Annotated in this window: 12 protein-coding genes; 8 read left to right on the top strand and 4 right to left on the bottom strand. The window is 70.9% G+C overall.

What is annotated here, in order from left to right:
• Nucleotides 1-43 precede the first annotated feature (43 nt).
• The 4 genes from rsgA to IE262_RS25380 form a co-directional block, all read right to left on the bottom strand.
• Nucleotides 44-1,108: a ribosome small subunit-dependent GTPase A gene (rsgA, locus tag IE262_RS25395; RefSeq protein WP_373305142.1), complete on the bottom strand. Its 1,065-nt coding sequence runs from the start codon at nucleotides 1,106-1,108 to the stop codon at nucleotides 44-46.
• A 328-nt stretch (nucleotides 1,109-1,436) separates the two neighbouring features.
• Entirely contained in the window at nucleotides 1,437-3,245 is a 1,809-nt protein-coding gene (locus tag IE262_RS25390) for a glycoside hydrolase family 15 protein (protein WP_189876813.1), read from the bottom strand.
• A 198-nt stretch (nucleotides 3,246-3,443) separates the two neighbouring features.
• Nucleotides 3,444-4,937 carry a cellulose-binding domain-containing protein gene (locus tag IE262_RS25385; protein ID WP_189876810.1) on the bottom strand — a complete coding sequence of 498 codons (1,494 nt, stop codon included), beginning with the start codon at nucleotides 4,935-4,937 and terminating at the stop codon, nucleotides 3,444-3,446.
• A gap of 304 nt (nucleotides 4,938-5,241) precedes the next feature.
• The gene (locus tag IE262_RS25380; RefSeq protein WP_189876807.1) at nucleotides 5,242-6,561 is read right to left on the bottom strand and encodes a radical SAM protein; all 1,320 of its coding nucleotides are present in this window, start codon (nucleotides 6,559-6,561) and stop codon (nucleotides 5,242-5,244) included.
• 133 nt (nucleotides 6,562-6,694) lie between these two features.
• On the opposite strand from IE262_RS25380, the gene IE262_RS25375 reads away from it, so the two are divergent.
• The 8 genes from IE262_RS25375 to IE262_RS25340 all read left to right on the top strand — a co-directional run bounded on the left by IE262_RS25375 (nucleotide 6,695) and on the right by IE262_RS25340 (nucleotide 17,826).
• Nucleotides 6,695-7,618, top strand: a complete 924-nt coding sequence (locus IE262_RS25375; protein WP_189876804.1) for an aminoglycoside phosphotransferase family protein — start codon at nucleotides 6,695-6,697, stop codon at nucleotides 7,616-7,618.
• 95 nt (nucleotides 7,619-7,713) lie between these two features.
• Nucleotides 7,714-8,958, top strand: a complete 1,245-nt coding sequence (locus IE262_RS25370) for an FAD-binding protein (RefSeq protein WP_134028462.1) — start codon at nucleotides 7,714-7,716, stop codon at nucleotides 8,956-8,958.
• A 215-nt stretch (nucleotides 8,959-9,173) separates the two neighbouring features.
• The gene (locus IE262_RS25365) at nucleotides 9,174-10,418 is read left to right on the top strand and encodes an ROK family transcriptional regulator (RefSeq protein ID WP_373305141.1); all 1,245 of its coding nucleotides are present in this window, start codon (nucleotides 9,174-9,176) and stop codon (nucleotides 10,416-10,418) included.
• Between the two features lie 227 nt (nucleotides 10,419-10,645).
• A complete protein-coding gene (locus tag IE262_RS25360; protein WP_189876797.1) occupies nucleotides 10,646-11,908 on the top strand; it encodes an ABC transporter substrate-binding protein in 1,263 nt (420 codons plus the stop codon).
• A gap of 20 nt (nucleotides 11,909-11,928) precedes the next feature.
• Entirely contained in the window at nucleotides 11,929-12,894 is a 966-nt protein-coding gene (locus IE262_RS25355; RefSeq protein WP_134028466.1) for a carbohydrate ABC transporter permease, read from the top strand.
• A complete protein-coding gene (locus IE262_RS25350; RefSeq protein ID WP_134028468.1) occupies nucleotides 12,891-13,784 on the top strand; it encodes a carbohydrate ABC transporter permease in 894 nt (297 codons plus the stop codon). The genes IE262_RS25355 and IE262_RS25350 overlap by 4 nt, the downstream gene beginning before the upstream one ends.
• 12 nt (nucleotides 13,785-13,796) lie before the next feature.
• On the top strand, nucleotides 13,797-16,682 hold the full coding sequence (locus IE262_RS25345) for a glycoside hydrolase family 2 TIM barrel-domain containing protein (protein ID WP_189876794.1): 2,886 nt from the start codon (nucleotides 13,797-13,799) through the stop codon (nucleotides 16,680-16,682).
• A gap of 124 nt (nucleotides 16,683-16,806) precedes the next feature.
• A complete protein-coding gene (locus IE262_RS25340) occupies nucleotides 16,807-17,826 on the top strand; it encodes an ABC transporter ATP-binding protein (protein ID WP_134028472.1) in 1,020 nt (339 codons plus the stop codon).

Genomic DNA, 17,826 nt, shown 5'->3' with positions numbered 1-17,826 from the left:
CCCCCCCAGCGAGCCTCGCCCCCAGGGATCGCCCCCGGCGCCCTTACATCCAGCGCCCCTTCTTCGCCTCCATCGCCGCGCGCCCCTCGGCGCCCTTCCGCTTCCACTCCCGGCGGATCTCCGCCCGCACCCTCGCATCCGTCTTCGCGACGATCCGCTGGTTCTCGCGGAGCAGCTTCCGGTAACTGTCGAGGCGCCGCTCCGGCAGCGCGCCGGAGTCGACGGCGGCGAGGACCGCGCACCCCGGCTCCGCGGCGTGCGCGCAGTCGTGGAAGCGGCACTCGGCGGCCAGTTCCTCGATCTCCGAGAACACCTGGCCGACCCCGGTCCCGGCGTCCCAGAGGCCGACGCCGCGCAGCCCGGGGGTGTCGATGAGCACACCGCCGCCGGGCAGCGCGAGGAGATTGCGCGTCGTGGTGGTGTGGCGGCCCTTGCCGTCGACGTCACGCGTGGCCTGGACCTCCATGACGTCCGTGCCGAGCAGCGCGTTCGCGAGGGTCGACTTGCCCGCGCCGGACTGCCCGAGCAGCACGGACGTGCCCCCGGAGACCACCGCCGCGAGGACGTCCAGGCCGTCCCCGAACGCGGCGCTGACGGGCAGCACCGGCACTCCGGGCGCGCTCGTCTCCACGTCCTGCACCAGGTGGGCGCGTGTCACCGCGTCCGGTACGAGGTCGGCCTTGGTCAGCACTACGACGGGCTGTGCGCCGGACTCCCAGGCGAGCGCCAGGAAGCGTTCGACCCGGCCGAGGTCGAGTTCCGCGGCGAGGGACAGGGCGACGACCGCGTGGTCGACGTTGGCCGCGAGGATCTGCCCCTCGGACCGCTTGGAGGAGGTGGAGCGCACGAAGGCCGTACGGCGCGGCAGATACGCCCGTACGTAGCGGGGGTTGCCCGTGGGCTCGACGGCGACCCAGTCGCCGGTGCACACGACGCGCAGCGGGTCGTGCGGTGTCACGAACGCGGTGTCCGCGCGCACGACCCCGTCGGCGGTGATCACGTCGCACTGGCCCCGGTCGACCCGGATCACCCGCCCGGCCAGGAGCCCTTCGGCGTCGTACGGGGCGAACTCGTCCGCCCACGCCTGGTCCCAGCCGTAGCGAGCCAGAGCGGAGGAAGCAGCAGCAGAAGAAGAGGTGGGAGAGAAGGAAGAGGACGGAGAGGACGGAGAGGAGGGAGAGGAAGTCAAGGGAGACCCTTCACAGGGTGGCCCCGGCAGGCGCGAATGCGCGCGGCACAGATCGAGGTGTCAGCCGGTGACCACGGAGGTGGACTTGATGGATTCCTGGATGCGGATGCGGGCAACACCCATCGCAATGACAGCCATCGGTCAACACCTCCCGTTCCTCGCCCGGTTCGACGGCGGCGGCCACCGGCCACCACCCGAAGTGCCCTCACCCTAGCGGGCCCCCACGGACCTGCGTCAATCGGTTTTCTCACTCCCCGGGGCGCGGCAGACCGCGCCGGTGCTGCGTGGCGTGCTGGTCCAGTTCGTACGCGACCCGGATGAGGGGAACATGGGTGAACGCCTGGGGGAAGTTGCCGAGTTGGCGGCCTGTGACGGGGTCGTACTCCTCGGCGAGGAGGCCGACGTCGTTGCGCAGTGACAGCAGCCGCTCGAACAGTTCGAGGGCCTCGTCCTCGCGGCCGATCAGCAGCAGCGCGTCCGCGAGCCAGAAGGAGCAGGCCAGGAAGGCGCCCTCGGGTCCGGTGAGCCCGTCCGGGGAGGGGCCGTCGCCGGTCGCGTAGCGCAACACCAGCCCGTCGGCGGCGAGTTCGCGTCGTACCGCCTCGACGGTGCCGAGGACCCGGGGGTCGTCGGGGGGCAGGAAGCCGGTCTGCGGGATGAGCAGCAGCGCGGCGTCCAGCTCCGGCGATCCGTAGGCGCTGGTGAAGGTGGAGCGGGCGGGGTCGAAGCCCTGCTCGCACACCTCCTGGCGGATACGGTCGCTGACCTGCCGCCAGCGGTCCACGGGCCCGGAGCGCCCGAACTCCTCGGCGAGACGCACCGCGCGGTCGAAGGCGACCCAGCACATCACCTTGGAGTGGACGTGGTGGCGCGGGGCGCTGCGTGTCTCCCACAGCCCCTGGTCGGGGGCCGTCCATGCATGCTCCAGGTCGTCGAGCAGGAGTCGCTGGAGGGAGACCATGTGCTGCCGGGGGCGCAGTCCGGAGCGGACGGTGAGGTAGACGGTCTCCATCACCTCGCCCTGCACGTCGAGCTGTCGCTGCTGGGCTGCCGCGTTGCCGACGCGTACGGGCCGTGAGCCCTCGTACCCGGGCAGCCAGTCGGCCTCCCACTCGTTGAGCCGGCGTTCGCCCGCGATGCCGTACATGACCTGGATGTCCTGGGGGCGTCCGGCCACCGCCCGTTCGAGCCAGCCCCGCCAGGCTTCGGCCTCGGCGGTGAAGCCGCTGCGCAGCAGGGCTTCCAGGGTGAGGCCGCTGTCGCGGAGCCAGCTGTAGCGGTAGTCCCAGTTGCGCGAGCCGCCGATCTGCTCGGGCAGGGAGGTGGTGGGGGCGGCGACGATGCCGCCGGTGGGCTCGTAGGTGAGGGCCTTGAGGGTGATGAGGGAGCGGGCCACGGCGTCGCGGTAGGGGCCGTGGTAGGTCAGCGGCCGCAGCCACTCCTGCCAGTACGTCTCCGTGGCCCGCAGTGCCGCGAAGGCGTCCACGGGGTCGGGTGCGGGCAGGTGGGAGGGGTGCCAGGTGAGGACGAAGGGGATCTGTTCGCCGGCGCTGACGCGGAAGCGGGCGGTGTGGGCCTTGCCGTGCGCGGTGAGCCGTACGGGGGTGCGCAGCCACACCGACTCCGGGCCGGCGATCCCGGTCAGGGCGCCGTCCTCCCGGCGCATCCAGGGCAGCACGCGCCCGTAGTCGAAGCGCAGCCGCAGGTCCATCTGCATGTCGACGCTGCCGGACAGGCCCTCGACGATGCGGACGACGCAGGGGGCGCCCTCGCGGCGCGGCATGAAGTCGGTGACGAGGGCCTGGCCGGTGGCCGTCTCCCACTCGGTGTCGAGGATGAGCGTGTCACCACGGTAGCGGCGGCGGGCGTACGGGCCGTCCGGCTCCGCCGGGGCGATCAGCCAGCGGCCGTTGTCCCGGTCGCCGAGCAGCGCGGCGAAGCACGCCGACGAGTCGAACCGTGGCAGGCACAGCCAGTCCAGACTCCCGTCCCGGCCCACGAGCGCCGCGGTGAGGAGGTCCCCGACGAGGGCGTAGTCCTCGATGCGTCCCGGCATGGGCCCAGTCTCGACGCACCCGCCGCCCCGGGCATGCGGGGCGGGGCGATCGAGTACGGGGGCCGCGCCCCGCGGGGGGTGCAGACCGGTGACATCGTGCGGCTCCACCGCCTGGGAGTACCGGCGGGCCTCACCGGACCGGACGCCTCACCGGGCCGGCGCCCGTCTGGGGCGGCTGCCTGGGCCCTCCCGGCGGCCTCAGCTCACCTTCGTGCAGCTCCGGCCGTTCAGCGTGAAGTCGCGTGGGGTGGAGTTGTCGCCCTGCCAGGAGGCGAGGAAGCCCACGCCGAAGGGGCTGCCGGCGTCGACGGACTGGTTGTAGTCGGCGGGGGTCGCCGTGACACGGGAGCCGTCCTGGTCGGAGGAGCCGTCCCACATCTGGGTGATGCGCTGGCCGTCCTTGAAGGTCCAGCCGATGCGCCAGTCGTCGAGGGTCTCGGCGGAGGTGACCGTGACGGTGGCCTGGAAGCCGTCGGGCCACTCGTTGACTATCTCGTAGCGGAGTCGGCAGAAGGAGGAGCCCGACTCGTCGGGCGTGACCGGCCGGTGCGAAACGCGCGCCGGGGACGAGCCCTCGCCCTGTGGTTCCGGGTCGGAGTCGCGGGCCGGGGTGCGGCTGGCGTCGGCTCGCGGTATCTCCGACGGGTCGCCCGAGGTGTCGGACGGCAGCGGCGCCACCGTCGGCAGCGACACGTCCGGGTCCGCCACGGGCTGACGGCTCGACGGGTCGTCCTGGGCCAGGGTGCCGCTCTCGGAGCCGAAGGGCATGAGGGAGACCGCGAGGGCCAGGACGGAGACGATCCCGGCGGCCACCAGCATGCCGGTGCGGCCGACCCGGGGCGCCGGCTCCCTGCTCGGCGACAGGCCCCGGTCGGCGCCCGACAGGTCGGCGCGGCCGGGGATCAGCCCGGCCTCGGCGGCCCGGCGACGCCGTTCCAGGTAGGCGTGGCCGCCCCAGCCGATGACACCGCCCGCCAGCGCGGCGGGCAGTCCGCTGCCCGGCAGCCGGAGGCAGGCGGCGGCCTCGGCGCACTCGACGCAGGTGGCGAGGTGCCGTGAGAGGTCCTCGGGGGTGTCGGCCTCGGGGGAGCGGGTGACCGCGTCGAGCAGCCGCGCGTAGCTGCGGCAGTCCGGGTCCATGGGTGTGTCGAGGTGGTTGCTCTGGCAACGCTCCCGGAACAGGGAGCGCACCTGGTCGAGTTCCCTGGAGGCGTTCGCCGGGTCGAGCCGGAGGCGCCGGGCCACGACGGGCAGCGGCAGCGACTCCACCTCGACCAGCCACAGCAGGGCGGCGTCCGGCTCCTGCATGTCGCTCAGACCACGCAGCGCGAGCGGCCGGTTCAGGGGCGGGCCGGTGTACCGGGCGGCCTTGTCGGAGTTGAGCCACAGCCGCAGATCGGCGTCGAGGCGGGGGCCCCGCCCGTGGGCCTCCCAGGCTGCGGCCGTGGTGCGGACCGAGGCCAGCAGGAAGGGGATGCGGGGCAGTCGTAACGCCCTTCGGCCCGTGCCCCGGCCGGCTCTGGCCTCATCGGCGCGGGCCTGCTGTATGCCGTGCGTGAACGCCTCTGTTGCCAGCTGGGTGGCCGAGGCCGACCCGGATGTGCACAGGTCGGCGTACGAAAGGACCGCGTCCCAGCACTCCGAGAGCAGCGCGGCTTCGGTTGCGTCCTGGGGCTTGGGCAGGTGGGGCATGGGTCTCCTGCATCCACAGAGCGAGGTGCGTCCATCTGAAACGATGCGCATCCACAATGCAAAGGGCAACTCACCCTAGAAGTAAGGGAGTTGGGGGTATCTCACGACAGGCCCCGAGCTTTTCACGGTTCCCGCACAACTGACAAGCCACATGTCCAGATGTGGTTACCGCCGGTTCGCGCCCGTTGCCGCCCGTTGCCACCAGTTGCCGCTGATGAGTTCTACGTACGACAGCCCCGATCGACTCACCCGCACGGGAAGTTACTCGCTGACGCGCGCCCTTCACATGCCCCGGGGCGCGCCTCTACGCGCCCACGCGCTCCTCAGCCGGGAGGCTGTCCATGAACGAGCTCACCGAGAAGACCGCGCGACCAGGTCCGGGCGGGCCGTATCCGGGCGGGGACGACAGCCCGAAGTCGTCCATCGTGGCGCGGTACGCCTCCAGCAGCCGGATGTGGTACTCCAGCGGCGCACCCTGCGGGTTCGCCTTGCCCAGCGGGGTGGTGGGCTCCGGGCACCAGGTGGTGAAACGGGGCGTGATGCCGTGGGACATGAAGAACCGCAGCCCCTCGGTGGTCGACGCGATGGCCTCGTCGACGGTCGTGAACCCGAAGGGCTCGGCCATCTCCACGCCCGCCACGAAGTTGGGGATCACGTTGCGCGCGCCGAACACCTCCGCCGAGTCGAGGATGCGCTTGTGCCACTCGTCGCGGCCCACGTACCGCTCCTTGCCCGGGCAGTACAGCTCGAACAGCCGCCGGTCCCACACCTCGTAGTTGGGGTGGTAGATCTGCACCCCGTAGTCCTTGAACCGCTGCACGTCGTCCCGCGGCAGCGCCTGCGCGACGACCTTGCCGATCCACCGCCCCGGGAAGCGCTCCTCGATGGCCTTGGCGTAGTGCCCGTAGAAGTCGGCCTCGTCGCGCCCGGCGACCTTCGACGTGATGGCACCACCGGTGAGCGTGTACGCCGTGGACGCCTTCGCGGTGTCGTACCGGTCGATGATCTCCAGCGCCTCCAGGACCTCCTCGACGTCCTTGACACCGGTGTAGGGACGCCCGGCCGCCTTGTGCTGGCGCCAGTTGTGGTTGATGTCGCAGTACTGGCACTCCTCCTTGGCGCCGAAGTACTGGCACACCCGGAACACGGTGAGGTAGATCAGGTAACCCCACTGGATGGTCGGGGCCACCTCCATCACGGACTTCCCGTTGGCGAGCGTGTGCCGGTAGTACTCCGGCATCGGCGGCACACCAACGTCGGCGATGCGCTTCCCGTCGAGGTAGAGCCCGAGCACCCCGTCCTCGTCGGCGGCCACGCGGTACGGCGAGGACGGGTTGACGCGTACGGACACGACGGTGCGGCGCAGGTCGTACGGGCCTCCGGTGAGGATGATCTCCTCCGGCGGGCGGCGCAGCGCGGCCTCGCCGAGCTCGGGCAGGGTGCCGTGGTCGAAGGAGAAGATGAAGTACGACTTCGGCTTGACCTCGCCGTTCTCGTTGTCGCTGAGGGCGGACGCGTCGAAGGCCACACCGCCCCGGAGCAGGTCCTCCTTGAAGACCGCTTCCCGCGGCACGTGCGGGAATCGCTCCATCAGATCCTCTACCAGCGCGGTGCGGCTGCCCATCCCGTTTCTCCTTCTGGATCGGATGTACGACTCCTCACGCTATGCCCCCGGGTGGGGGTGCGTAGGGGCGGGGCCCTGCTTTCGGCGGGCAAATCCGTTGACGGCCGGTGCTCCGGACCAGTCGTATGGCCGGATGCATACCGCCGCGTCCCAGCCCAGCCACGACACCGACCCCGCCACCCGCGCCGCCCTCGTGCGCCGGCTCGTCGCCGCGCAGTTTCCGCAGTGGGCGGGCCTGCCGGTGGTGCGGGTCGGCACCGCCGGCACGGCGAACGCCATGTACCGGCTCGGCGAGGACATGGTGGTCCGCCTGCCCCTCACCGCCGGGGCCGCGGATGACATCGAGAAGGAGCACCGATGGCTGCCGCGGCTCGCACCACTGCTTCCCGTCGCCATCCCCGTACCGCTGGGCAGGGGAACACCCGATGAGGGACTGCCCCGGCCCTGGTCCGTCTACCGCTGGCTCGACGGCGAGCCACCGGCCGTCGGGCACCTCGCCGAACCCGGCGCGCTCGCCGAGGACCTGGCGGAGTTCGTCACCGCGCTGCGTGACATCGATCCCGCGGACGGACCGCCGTCCTACCGCGCCGAGCACCTGGCGACCCGGGATGCGGTGACCCGGGCCGCGCTGGCGGAGCTGCGGGGAGTCGTCGACACCAACACGGCCACCGCCGCGTGGGACGCCGCCCTGCTCGCCCCCGCCTGGTCCGGGCCGCCGGTCTGGATCCACGCGGATCTCCAGCCCGGGAACATGTTGCTGGCCGAGGGACGCCTCAGCGCGGTCATCGACTTCGGCTGCCTGGGCCTGGGCGAGCCCGCCGTCGACCTCATCGTGGCCTGGTACGTGCTCCCGGCCGCGGCGCGAGCCGCCTTCCGGGCCCGTCTGGACGCCGACGACGCCACCTGGGCGCGCGGCCGCGGCTGGGCCCTGTCGATCGCGCTCCTCGAACTTCAGGCCTACCGGGACTCGAACCCCGTGATGGCGACCCACGCCCGGCACGTCATCCACGAGGTCCTCGCCGACGAAGCGCACGGTACGGGGAGCGCACGGGGTTGATCACTCGGTGTCCCCTGGGTTGGATTCCGTCGTACACGTGCCTCCACGTCGTACACGCCGAACACGCCGGAGCGCACGAGGGAAAGGGACCCGGAATGACCGACACGCTGACCAACTGGGCCGGCAACATCGCGTACAAGGCCAAGGAGTTGCACCGGCCGCACTCCATCGAGGAGGTGCGGGCCCTGGTCGCGGGCAGCAGGGCGGTGCGGGTCCTCGGCAGCGGGCACTCGTTCAACGAGATCGCCGAGCCGGGGAGCGAGGGCGTGCTGCTGTCGCTGACCGCGCTGCCGCCGGTGGTCGAGGTGGACACGGCGGCCCGTACGGTACGGGTCGGGGGCGGCGTCCGGTACGCGGAACTCGCGGCCGCGGTGCACCGGCACGGCCTGGCCCTGGCCAACCTGGCCTCCCTCCCCCATATCTCGGTGGCCGGCTCGGTGGCGACCGGCACCCATGGGTCGGGCAACGCGAACGGCCCGCTCGCCTCGGCCGTGCGCGAGGTCGAGCTGGTCACGGCGGGCGGGGAGATCGTCGTGATCGGCCGTGGCGATACGCGCTTCGGCGGGGCCGTGACGTCCCTGGGCGCCCTCGGTGTCGTCACCGCGCTCACGCTCGACCTGGAGCCCGCCTTCGAGGTGAGCCAGCACGTGTACGTCGACCTGCCGCTCGCCGGCCTCGACCACGCGGCCGTGGCGGCGAGCGCGTACAGCGTCAGCCTGTTCACCGACTGGCGGGAGCCGCGCTTCAACCACGTCTGGGTCAAGCGGCGCACCGACGAGCCGCCCGTGGACTTCCCGTGGGCGGCGCCCGCGACCGCGGCGGTGCATCCGGTGCCGGGGATGCCCGCGGAGAACTGCACGCCGCAGTTCGGGGTGCCCGGCCCCTGGCACGAGCGACTGCCGCACTTCCGGCCGGAGTTCACGCCGAGCAGCGGGGCCGAGCTCCAGTCGGAGTACCTGCTGCCGCGGCCGTACGCCCTGGACGCGCTCCACGCGCTGGACGCCGTACGGGAGGTGATGGCTCCGGTGCTCCAGATCTGCGAGGTGCGTACGGTGGCCGCCGACGAGCAGTGGCTCAGCCCCTCCTTCGGGCGGGACACGGTGGCCCTGCACTTCACGTGGGTCGACGACACCGCGGCCGTGCTGCCCGTGGTGCGGCGGGTGGAGGAGGCCCTGGACCCGTATGAGCCGCGACCGCACTGGGGCAAGGTGTTCACGGTGCCGTCGGCGGTGCTGCGCGAGCGGTACCCGCGGCTGGGCGACTTCCGGGCGCTGGCAGGGGAGCTGGACCCGGCGGGCACGTTCCGGAACGCGTTCGTGCGGGAGGTACTGGGCGACTGAGAGCCCAGGTCCTGGGCGGCCGGCGCCCCCGGCGCGCGCGGCGGTGCGCGCTCTTCAGCCACATACGCTGACGTGCCGTCCCGCCACCGCCGGACTTTGTAAACCCCCTTTCCTAACCCCTTGTCGAAAGTCCCGGCAGGCCATAGCCTTGCGCCGCGCCGGGGCCGACGGGCCCGGCCATGGGCCGAAAGGATCGAGGGAGTTCCGTGTCGGTGGTGAAGCGCACCTCACGCGACATCCGCACCGCGAACCGCTACGAGGTGCTGCGCCAGATCATCGCCGAGTCGCCCACGTCCCGGCAGGAACTGGCCGCCGCCACCGGGCTGAGCCTCGCCACGGTCGCCACCCTCGTGGGCGAGCTGCTCGATCTGCGCATGATCACGGAGGTCGGGTTCGAGGACTCGGCGGGCGGTCGCCCGCGGGGACTGGTGGCCGTCAACGCGTCGGGGGGCGCGTTGATCGGCGTGGACATCGCGGAGACATACGTCCGCGTCGAACTCTTCGACCTGGGACTGAACGTGCTCGCGCGCGCCGACGAGGACATGCGCCCGGGTGAGGGCCGACCGGAGCAGGTCGTCGCCCATGTCGCGGCGGCGGTCGGCTCGGTGGTCGCGCAGGCCGGGGTCGAGGGCGCCCGGGTGCTGGGCGTCGGGGTGAGCGTGCCGGGGCAGGTCGACCGCGACACCGGGATCGCGGAGTACGCCCCGAACTGGGACTGGCACGAGGTGCCGCTGCTCGACCTGCTCGCCGAGCACATCGCCTACCCGCTGCACCTGGACAATCCGCTGCGCGCCTGCGCGGTCGCCGAGCAGTGGTTCGGCGCGGCCCGTGGGCGCGGGGACGCCGTGGTCGTCAATCTGGGCACCGGAGTCGGTGCCGGACTGGTACTCGGCGGCGGACTGCACCGGGGTGTCAGCAACAGCGCCGGCGAGTGGGGGCACACGACCCTCGTGCTCGACGGGCGGCTGTGCCACTGCGGCAACCACGGCTGTGTGGAGACGTACGTCGGCGCGCCCGGGATCATGCTCAACCTGAGGGAACTGAGCCCGAAGAGCCCGCTGCTCCACCCCGAGGACCAGACCGCCACCATCGACGCGCTCGCCCGCGGGGTCGCCGCACAGGATCCGGTGGCCGTCAAGGTCGTCCGCGACACGGCCCGTTACCTGGGCGCGGGCATCGCCGACCTCGTCAACCTCCTCAATCCCCAGGTGGTCGTGCTCAGCAGCTGGGTCGCGGCCACGCTCGGCGAGCCGCTGCTGCGCGAGGTGCGTGAGGCCGTGGCCCGGCACGCGTTGCGCCGGCCGTTCGCGGCCACCGCGATCGTCCTCTCCCCCATCCCCTCCGACCCGGTATGCCTGGGAGCCGCGACCTTCGCCCTGGAGGGCGCGCTCTCGTCGATCAGCCAGCGGCCGGCCCGGCGCTCCGGCGTCCCACGGAGCCGTACCGCGCCGCCCGCGTGACGGCGTAAGGCGGCCCCTTCGCACCACCCCGCGTTCGGCATCCCGAACCGGATACAACGCTTCGAACAGACTTCGTTCAACCCCTTGCCGAAGCCTTAGCCGAAGGTTAACGTCCCGCTCCGCACCTCCCTTTGAGCCATCTGAGCCAGCTGAGTCATCCGAGTCAGTTGAGTCATCTGGCGCTCAGCGACAGAGCCGCAGCCGCATATCGAGACAAGGACGTCAGCATGCCGGCATTGAGCAACAGCAACTGGGACCGCCGTACCGTTCTGCGGGCCGCCATGGGCCTCGCCGCCGCCGGCGGACTGGCCGCGTGCGGCAGCAACAACGGCCGTGGGGGTGGCGCGTCGGGGAACGCGCTCGTCCAGTACTTCCACGCGTACGGCGAGGCCGGGACCGAGCAGGCCATCAAGAAGTACGCGAAGGCGTACAAGGGCGCCAACGTCACCACGCAGTGGATCACCGGCTCTAACTTCGAGAGCAAGCTCTTCGCGTCCCTGCTCACCAAGGAGGCACCCGACCTCTTCGAGTTCCACCCGCAGATCCAGCTCATCAAGAGCGGTCAGGTGGCGGATCTGAGCGACATCGTCGAGCCGGTCAAGGACGACTTCAACCAGGCCGACATCCAGTCGCACACGGTGGACGGCAAGATATACGGCGTCCGGATGATCGACGACCCGCAGTTCTTCTTCTACCGCAAGTCGATGCTGGAGAAGGCGAACGTCGAGGTGCCGCAGACGCTCGACGAGTTGTTGGAGGCCGCCGCCAAGCTCACCACGGACAAGGTCAAGGGCGTCTACCTCGGCAACACCCTGCAGGCCGTCATCCGCCCGATGATCTGGGCGGCCGGCGCCGACACCCTCAACGACAAGAACGAGCCCGCCTACCACACGGACGCCGTCGTCGACGGCATCAGGCAGATGCGCAAGCTGTTCACCAGCGGCGACCTGCTCCTCGGCGCCCCGGCGGACTACTGGGACCCCGCCGCGCTCACCCAGGGCCTCACCGCCATCCAGTTCTGCGGTATGTGGGCCATGCCGGTGATGCAGCAGGCGCTCGGCGACGACCTCGGCATCTTCCCCTTCCCGAAGGTCGGCGACGCCGGCAAGCCCGCCGTCTACAACGGCGGCTGGTCGATGTTCGTCAACGCCAAGGGCGACCGGGTCGACGAGGCCAAGGAGTACGTGAAGTGGCTGTGGATCGACAACAAGGAGTACCAGGAGGACTGGGCCCTCTCCTACGGCTTCCACATCCCGCCGCGCACCTCCATCGCCGAGTCCGCGGACAAGCTCAAGTCGGGTCTGCCGGCCGAGGGCGTCAAACTCTTCAACGAGTTCGGGCACTTCGACAACATCGGCTGGACGCAGGCCATGATCAAGGCGACGGAGGACGTCTTCGCCGACTCCGTCCGCAAGAACGGTGACCCGGAGGCCGCCCTCGACAAGTGCGACAAGGTGGTCAACGCCGAGCTCAAGAAGCTCTTCGGATAGGCCGGCGGGCGGACCACGACATGTCGACGACCACCACGCGCGACCTCGCGCGCCCCGCCCCGGCGAAGCCTTCCAAGGCCGGGCCTCGGCGGGGGCTGCGGGGCAGCGGCACCTTCAACTTCTGGCTGTTCACCGGGCCGTTCCTCATCGGCCTGCTGATCTTCGTCTACGTCCCGATCGGCTGGAGCATCTGGCTCAGCTTCTACGAGGCCCGCTTCACCGTCACACCCAGCACGTTCGTCGGTCTCGACAACTACCGGTCCATGCTGGGGAACGACAACTTCACCGGCGCCCTCGGCACGTTCACCGTGTTCGCCGCGATCATCGTGCCCACCACCTGGGCGCTCTCCCTCGGACTCGCCCTGATGGTGAACCGGCTGCGGTTCATGCGGGCGTTCTTCCGGTCGGTGTTCTTCCTGCCGACGGCGTGCAGTTATGTCGCCGCCTCCCTCATCTGGAAGATGTCCGTCTTCAACGGTGTCCGCTTCGGCCTGGCGAACACCGTGCTGGGCTGGTTCGGCGTCGAGAACATCGCCTGGCTCGACAACCCCAACCCGCCGTGGTACTGGCTGGTCATCGTCACCGCGCGCCTGTGGCTGCAGTCCGGCTTCTACATGATCCTCTTCCTGGCCGCGCTGCAGAACATCCCGGGCGAGCTGTACGAGGCCGCCGCGATCGACGGCGCCAAGCCGGGCTGGCAGACGTTCCGGCACATCACGCTGCCGCAGCTGCGGGCGACCTCGACGGCCGTGATCCTGCTGCTCCTGATCGCCGCGTACCAGGCCTTCGACGAATTCTTCAACCTGCTGTCGAAGACCACCTGGGGGCGGCCGCCGCTGGTCGAGCTGTACTACACCGCCCTCGGCGACAACCAGGACTACGGTGCCGGGAGCGCGGGAGCGGTGATCCTGACCCTGCTGATCGTCGTCGTGACCCTGTTCCAGGGCAAGATCATGGGCTTTGGAAGGGGTGACGAGTCCAAGTGACCACGACCGCACCTGAGATGACCAAGGCCGCCCCGGCCGGCGGGCCGCGCCGGGCCTCGCGGGGCCGTGGGGTGATGAGCTCCACCGGCCTGTACGCCGCCATCGGTGTCGCCGCGCTCCTCTTCCTCATCCCGTTCTACGTCCTGGTCCGCAACGCCTTCTCCACGGACGCCGAGATCACCGGAGAGGATTGGAAGCTCTTCCCCACGGACATCCAGTGGGGCAATGTCACCGCGCCGTTCGAGGACACGACCGTCGACTTCGGCCAGTCGATGGTGAACTCGCTGATCGTCGGCGTCCTGCACACCGTCGGCACCCTGCTGGTGTGTTCGCTGGCCGGCTACGGCCTGGCCCGTATCCCGTACCGGCACGCGAACAAGGTCTTCTACGCCGTCCTGTTCACGCTGATGGTCCCGACGGCCGTCACGTTCGTCCCGGGCTTCGTGCTGGTCTCGTCGCTCGGCTGGATCGACAGTTACCGAGGTCTCATCATCCCGGGGTTGTTCAGTGGTTTCACCTGCTTCCTGTTCCGGCAGTACTTCCTAGGGTTTCCGAAGGAACTGGAGGAGGCGGCGCGGGTGGACGGGCTCGGCTACTGGGGCGCGTACTGGCGCGTCGTCGTGCCCAACTCGCTGAACTTCTTCGCGGCGATCGCGACGATCACCTTCATCAACGGCTGGAACTCCTTCCTGTGGCCGCTGGTCATCGGCCAGGACCCGAGCGCGTGGACCGTCCAGGTCGCGCTCTCCGCCTACATGACCAACCAGACCGTGAACTACCACCTGATCTTCATGGCCACCGCCATCTCGATCCTGCCGCTGCTGCTCGTGTTCCTGTTCCTCCAGCGCTGGCTGGTCCAGGGCATCGCACAGACCGGCATCAAGGGCTGAGCAAGGAGACCGATGTCATTCCGCACCACCTCCACCGACTACGTCGAGGACGTCTCGCCGGGCAGCGGCGCCCTGCCGCCGCGCGCCTGGTACGCGTCCTCCGACGCCAAGTCCCTGTCGCTGAACGGCACCTGGCGGTTCCGTCTGTCACCGACCGCGGACGCCGAGGACGACTCCTTCGCCGCGCAGGGGTACGACGCCGGGGACTGGGCGGAGGTGGCGGTTCCGGGCCACTGGGTCCTCCAGGGCGACGGAGCGTTCGGGGCGCCGATCTACACGAACCACCTGTACCCGTTCCCGGTGGACCCGCCCCGTGTGCCGACCGAGAACCCGACCGGTGACCACCTGAGGGTGTTCGACCTGCCGGCCGACTGGTCCGATGAGTGGCCCGCGCTGTCGGAGGGCGGCGCGGTGCTGCGCTTCGACGGGGTGGAGTCCTGTGCCCGGGTGTGGCTGAACGGCACGGACATCGGCGAGTTCAAGGGGTCCCGGCTGCCGCACGAGTTCGCGGTGGGGCATCTGCTGAAGCCGGCCGGGAACGTGCTCGCGGTCCGTGTGCACCAGTGGTCGGCGGGCTCGTACCTGGAGGACCAGGACCAGTGGTGGCTGCCGGGCATCTTCCGTGATGTGACGCTCCTGCACCGCCCGGCGGGCAGCGCGGCCGACTTCTTCGTGCACGCGTCGTACGACCACGTCGAGGGTCTGGGGACCCTGCGTGTCGACTCCGATGTCGACGGCAGGGTCACCGTGCCCGAGCTCGACATCGATGTCGCGACGGGTGAGCCGGTGACCGTGCCGGTCGAGCCGTGGACCGCGGAGACCCCGCGCCTGTACGACGGTGTGCTGGCCACCGCGGGCGAGCGGGTGCCGCTGCGGATCGGTTTCCGCACCGTCGTCCTGGAGGACGGCCTGATCAAGGTCAACGGCAGGGCCGTCCTGTTCAAGGGCGTCAACCGGCACGAGTGGCACCCGGGGCGGGGCCGCGCCCTGGACCTTCAGACGATGCGCGAGGACGTGCTGCTGATGAAGCGGCACAACCTCAACGCCGTCCGCACCTCGCACTACCCGCCGCACCCGGCGTTCCTCGACCTGTGCGACGAGTACGGGCTGTGGGTCATCGACGAGTGCGACCTGGAGACCCACGGTTTCACCGAGCAGGGCTGGCGGGACAACCCCGTCGACGACGACCGCTGGACCCCGGCCCTGCTCGACCGCGCGGCCCGTATGGTCGAGCGCGACAAGAACCACCCGTCCGTCGTCATGTGGTCCCTGGGCAACGAGGCCGGCACCGGGCGCGGTCTGACGGCCATGGCCGAGTGGATCCGCGGCCGGGACAGCTCACGGCTCGTGCACTACGAGGGCGACTGGAACTGCCGTGACACGGACGTGTACTCGCGGATGTACGCCGACCACGCCGAGGTCGAGCGCATCGGCCAGGGCCTGGACGGGGGCACGCACAAGCGCCGCCACCTCCCCTTCATCCAGTGCGAGTACGGGCACGCGATGGGCAACGGGCCCGGCGGGCTCGCCGACTACCAGCGGATCTTCGAGGCTCACGAGCGGCTCCAGGGCGGCTTCGTCTGGGAGTGGATCGACCACGGGATCAAGCACCCGGAGCTGGGCTACGCGTACGGCGGCGACTTCGGCGAGGAGCTGCACGACGGGAACTTCGTCTGCGACGGGCTGATCTTCCCGGACCGGACGCCGTCTCCGGGGCTCGTCGAGTACAAGAAGGTGATCGAGCCGGTCCGGATCGAGGGCGACGGCGCGGACGGCACCGTACGGGTCACGAACGCGTACGACTTCGCCGACCTGTCCGCGCTGGCCTTCGCGTGGGCGTACCAGGTCGACGGTGAGACGGTCGGGACGGGCGCGCTGCGGGTGCCCGCGCTCGCGCCGGGCGAGTCGGCGGAGGTGAAGCTGCCGGAGCCGCCGGAGACCGGCCGGAGCGGCGAGACGCTGTGGACGGTACGGGCGCTGCTGGCCGAGGAGACCGCGTGGGGGCCGAAGGACCACGTGGTGGCCTGGGCCCAACTCCCGGTCGGCGAACGTCAGCCGGTGTCGGTGGCCGCCTCGGCCGCTCCTGTGCCCGGCGAGGGGCTGATCACGCTCGGCCCGGCCGTCTTCGACGCCCGCACGGGTGCGCTGAGGTCCCTCGGCGACGTCGACGTGACCGGGCTGCGCCTGGATGTGTGGCGGGCTCCGACGGACAACGACGACGGCGCGTCCTGGCAGGACGACACGCGCTGGGGCGTGCTGTGGCGCACCCACGGCCTGCACCGGATGCGCCACCGGCTGGACGCGGTGGAACGGGACGGCGACGCGCTGACCGTACGGACGCGGGTGGCACCCGCCGCCCGGGAGGTGGGCCTGCGCACGGTGTACCGCTGGACGTCCGACGGTACGCGGCTGAGGCTGACCGTGTCCGTGACGCCCGAGGGTGACTGGACGGTGCCGCTGCCGAGGCTCGGCATCCGCTTCGGGCTCGCGCGGGCGGACCGGGTGGAGTGGTACGGCGGCGGTCCCGGCGAGGCGTACCCGGACACCAGGTCGGCCTCCGTGCTGGGCCGCTGGGAGTCCTCGGTGGACGAGTTGCAGACCCCGTATGTGCGCCCGCAGGAGAACGGCGCCCGCGCCGATGTCCGCTGGGCGCGGCTCGGTGGGCTGCGGATCGAGGGCGACCCGGAGTTCTGGTTCAGCGCCCGGCGCTGGACGACCGAGCAGCTGGACGCGGCACGGCACCTGACGGATCTCACGCCCGGTGACACGGTCTGGGTCAACCTCGACCACGGCCAGCAGGGCATCGGTTCGCAGTCGTGCGGTCCGGGCCCGCTGCCGCGGTACTTCCTGCGGGCCGAGCCGGCGGAGTTCTCCTTCGTCTTCTCGCCAGACGCATGAGCGGAGACATCAGAAGAAGTCATCTGACCGACTGATCGACAGCCCGCAAGGGTGAATCAGATCCTCCGCGGCCGACCGGCCCCCGCCGGTCGGCCGCGATGCACGTGTCACGGAGGTTCGTCGAGTGTCCGGAAGTATCGAGGTCCGCGGCCTGTCCCGGACTTTCCACACCACTGTCCGCCGCCCCGGTCTCCTGGGCGCCGTGAGATCCCTCGTCAACCCGGAGCGGGTGGCCAAGGAGGCGGTCCGCGACATCAGTTTCGAGGTCGCTGCCGGTGAACTCCTCGCCCTGCTCGGGCCGAACGGCGCGGGCAAGTCCACCACCATCAAGATGCTCACCGGCATCCTCACCCCCTCGGCAGGCGAGGCCCGGGTCGCGGGCGTGGTGCCGTACGAGGAGCGGGAGCGCAACGCCCGCAACATCGGTGCGGTGTTCGGGCAGCGCACCCAGTTGTGGTGGGACCTGCCGGTGCGTGAGTCGTTCGCGATCCTGCGGGACATCTACGAGGTGCCGAAGGCGGAACACGCGGCGCGGCTGAAGGAGTTCGACGAGCTGCTCGACCTGTCCTCCTTCTGGGACACGCGGGTACGGCACCTGTCCCTGGGGCAGCGGGTGCGCAGCGATCTGGCCGCCGCGCTGCTGCACGACCCGCCGGTGGTGTTCCTCGACGAGCCGACCATCGGGATGGACGTGGTGGTCAAGGAGCAGGTGCGCGAGTTCCTGCGATACCAGGTGACCGAGCGGGGCCGGACGGTGCTGCTCACCACGCACGACATGACGGAGGTGGAGCGGCTGGCCGAGCGGGTCGTCCTCATCAACCACGGGCGGCTCGTGCTGGACGGCTCGCTCGACGAGATCCGCCGGTCGTTCGGCTCGACCTGGCAGGTGCGGGCGACACTCGCCGACGCGCACGCCGATGTCACGGCGCTGCCGGGCATCGCGGTGCTGCGGCGGGACGGGCCGCAGGTCGTGTTCGGCCCCGACGGGTCCGAGGCGCCCACCGTGCACCAGGCGCTGAAGGCGGTCATCGAGCGGTACGAGGTGACGGGCGTCGCCATCGACGAGGCGGACCTGGAGGACGTGATGCGGGCCGCCTACGTCCAGGCGGGGCCCGTCGCGGAACCGGTCGCGGAAGGGGCCTGA

The sequence above is a fragment of the Streptomyces bluensis genome, from assembly GCF_014650715.1.
Lineage (GTDB): Bacteria > Actinomycetota > Actinomycetes > Streptomycetales > Streptomycetaceae > Streptomyces > Streptomyces bluensis.
The sequence above is the reverse complement of the archived record's forward strand: the minus strand, read 5'-3'. Positions and strand labels throughout refer to the sequence as shown.

Excerpts from the sequence above, each read along its gene's own strand:
- IE262_RS25390 (WP_189876813.1), bottom strand. The coding sequence starts at position 3,245 with ATGCCGGGACGCATCGAGGACTACGCCCTCGTCGGGGACCTCCTCACC.
- IE262_RS25385 (WP_189876810.1), bottom strand. The coding sequence starts at position 4,937 with ATGCCCCACCTGCCCAAGCCCCAGGACGCAACCGAAGCCGCGCTGCTC.
- IE262_RS25380 (WP_189876807.1), bottom strand. The coding sequence starts at position 6,561 with ATGGGCAGCCGCACCGCGCTGGTAGAGGATCTGATGGAGCGATTCCCG.
- IE262_RS25375 (WP_189876804.1), top strand. The coding sequence starts at position 6,695 with ATGCATACCGCCGCGTCCCAGCCCAGCCACGACACCGACCCCGCCACC.
- IE262_RS25370 (WP_134028462.1), top strand. The coding sequence starts at position 7,714 with ATGACCGACACGCTGACCAACTGGGCCGGCAACATCGCGTACAAGGCC.
- IE262_RS25360 (WP_189876797.1), top strand. The coding sequence starts at position 10,646 with ATGCCGGCATTGAGCAACAGCAACTGGGACCGCCGTACCGTTCTGCGG.
- IE262_RS25355 (WP_134028466.1), top strand. The coding sequence starts at position 11,929 with ATGTCGACGACCACCACGCGCGACCTCGCGCGCCCCGCCCCGGCGAAG.
- IE262_RS25345 (WP_189876794.1), top strand. The coding sequence starts at position 13,797 with ATGTCATTCCGCACCACCTCCACCGACTACGTCGAGGACGTCTCGCCG.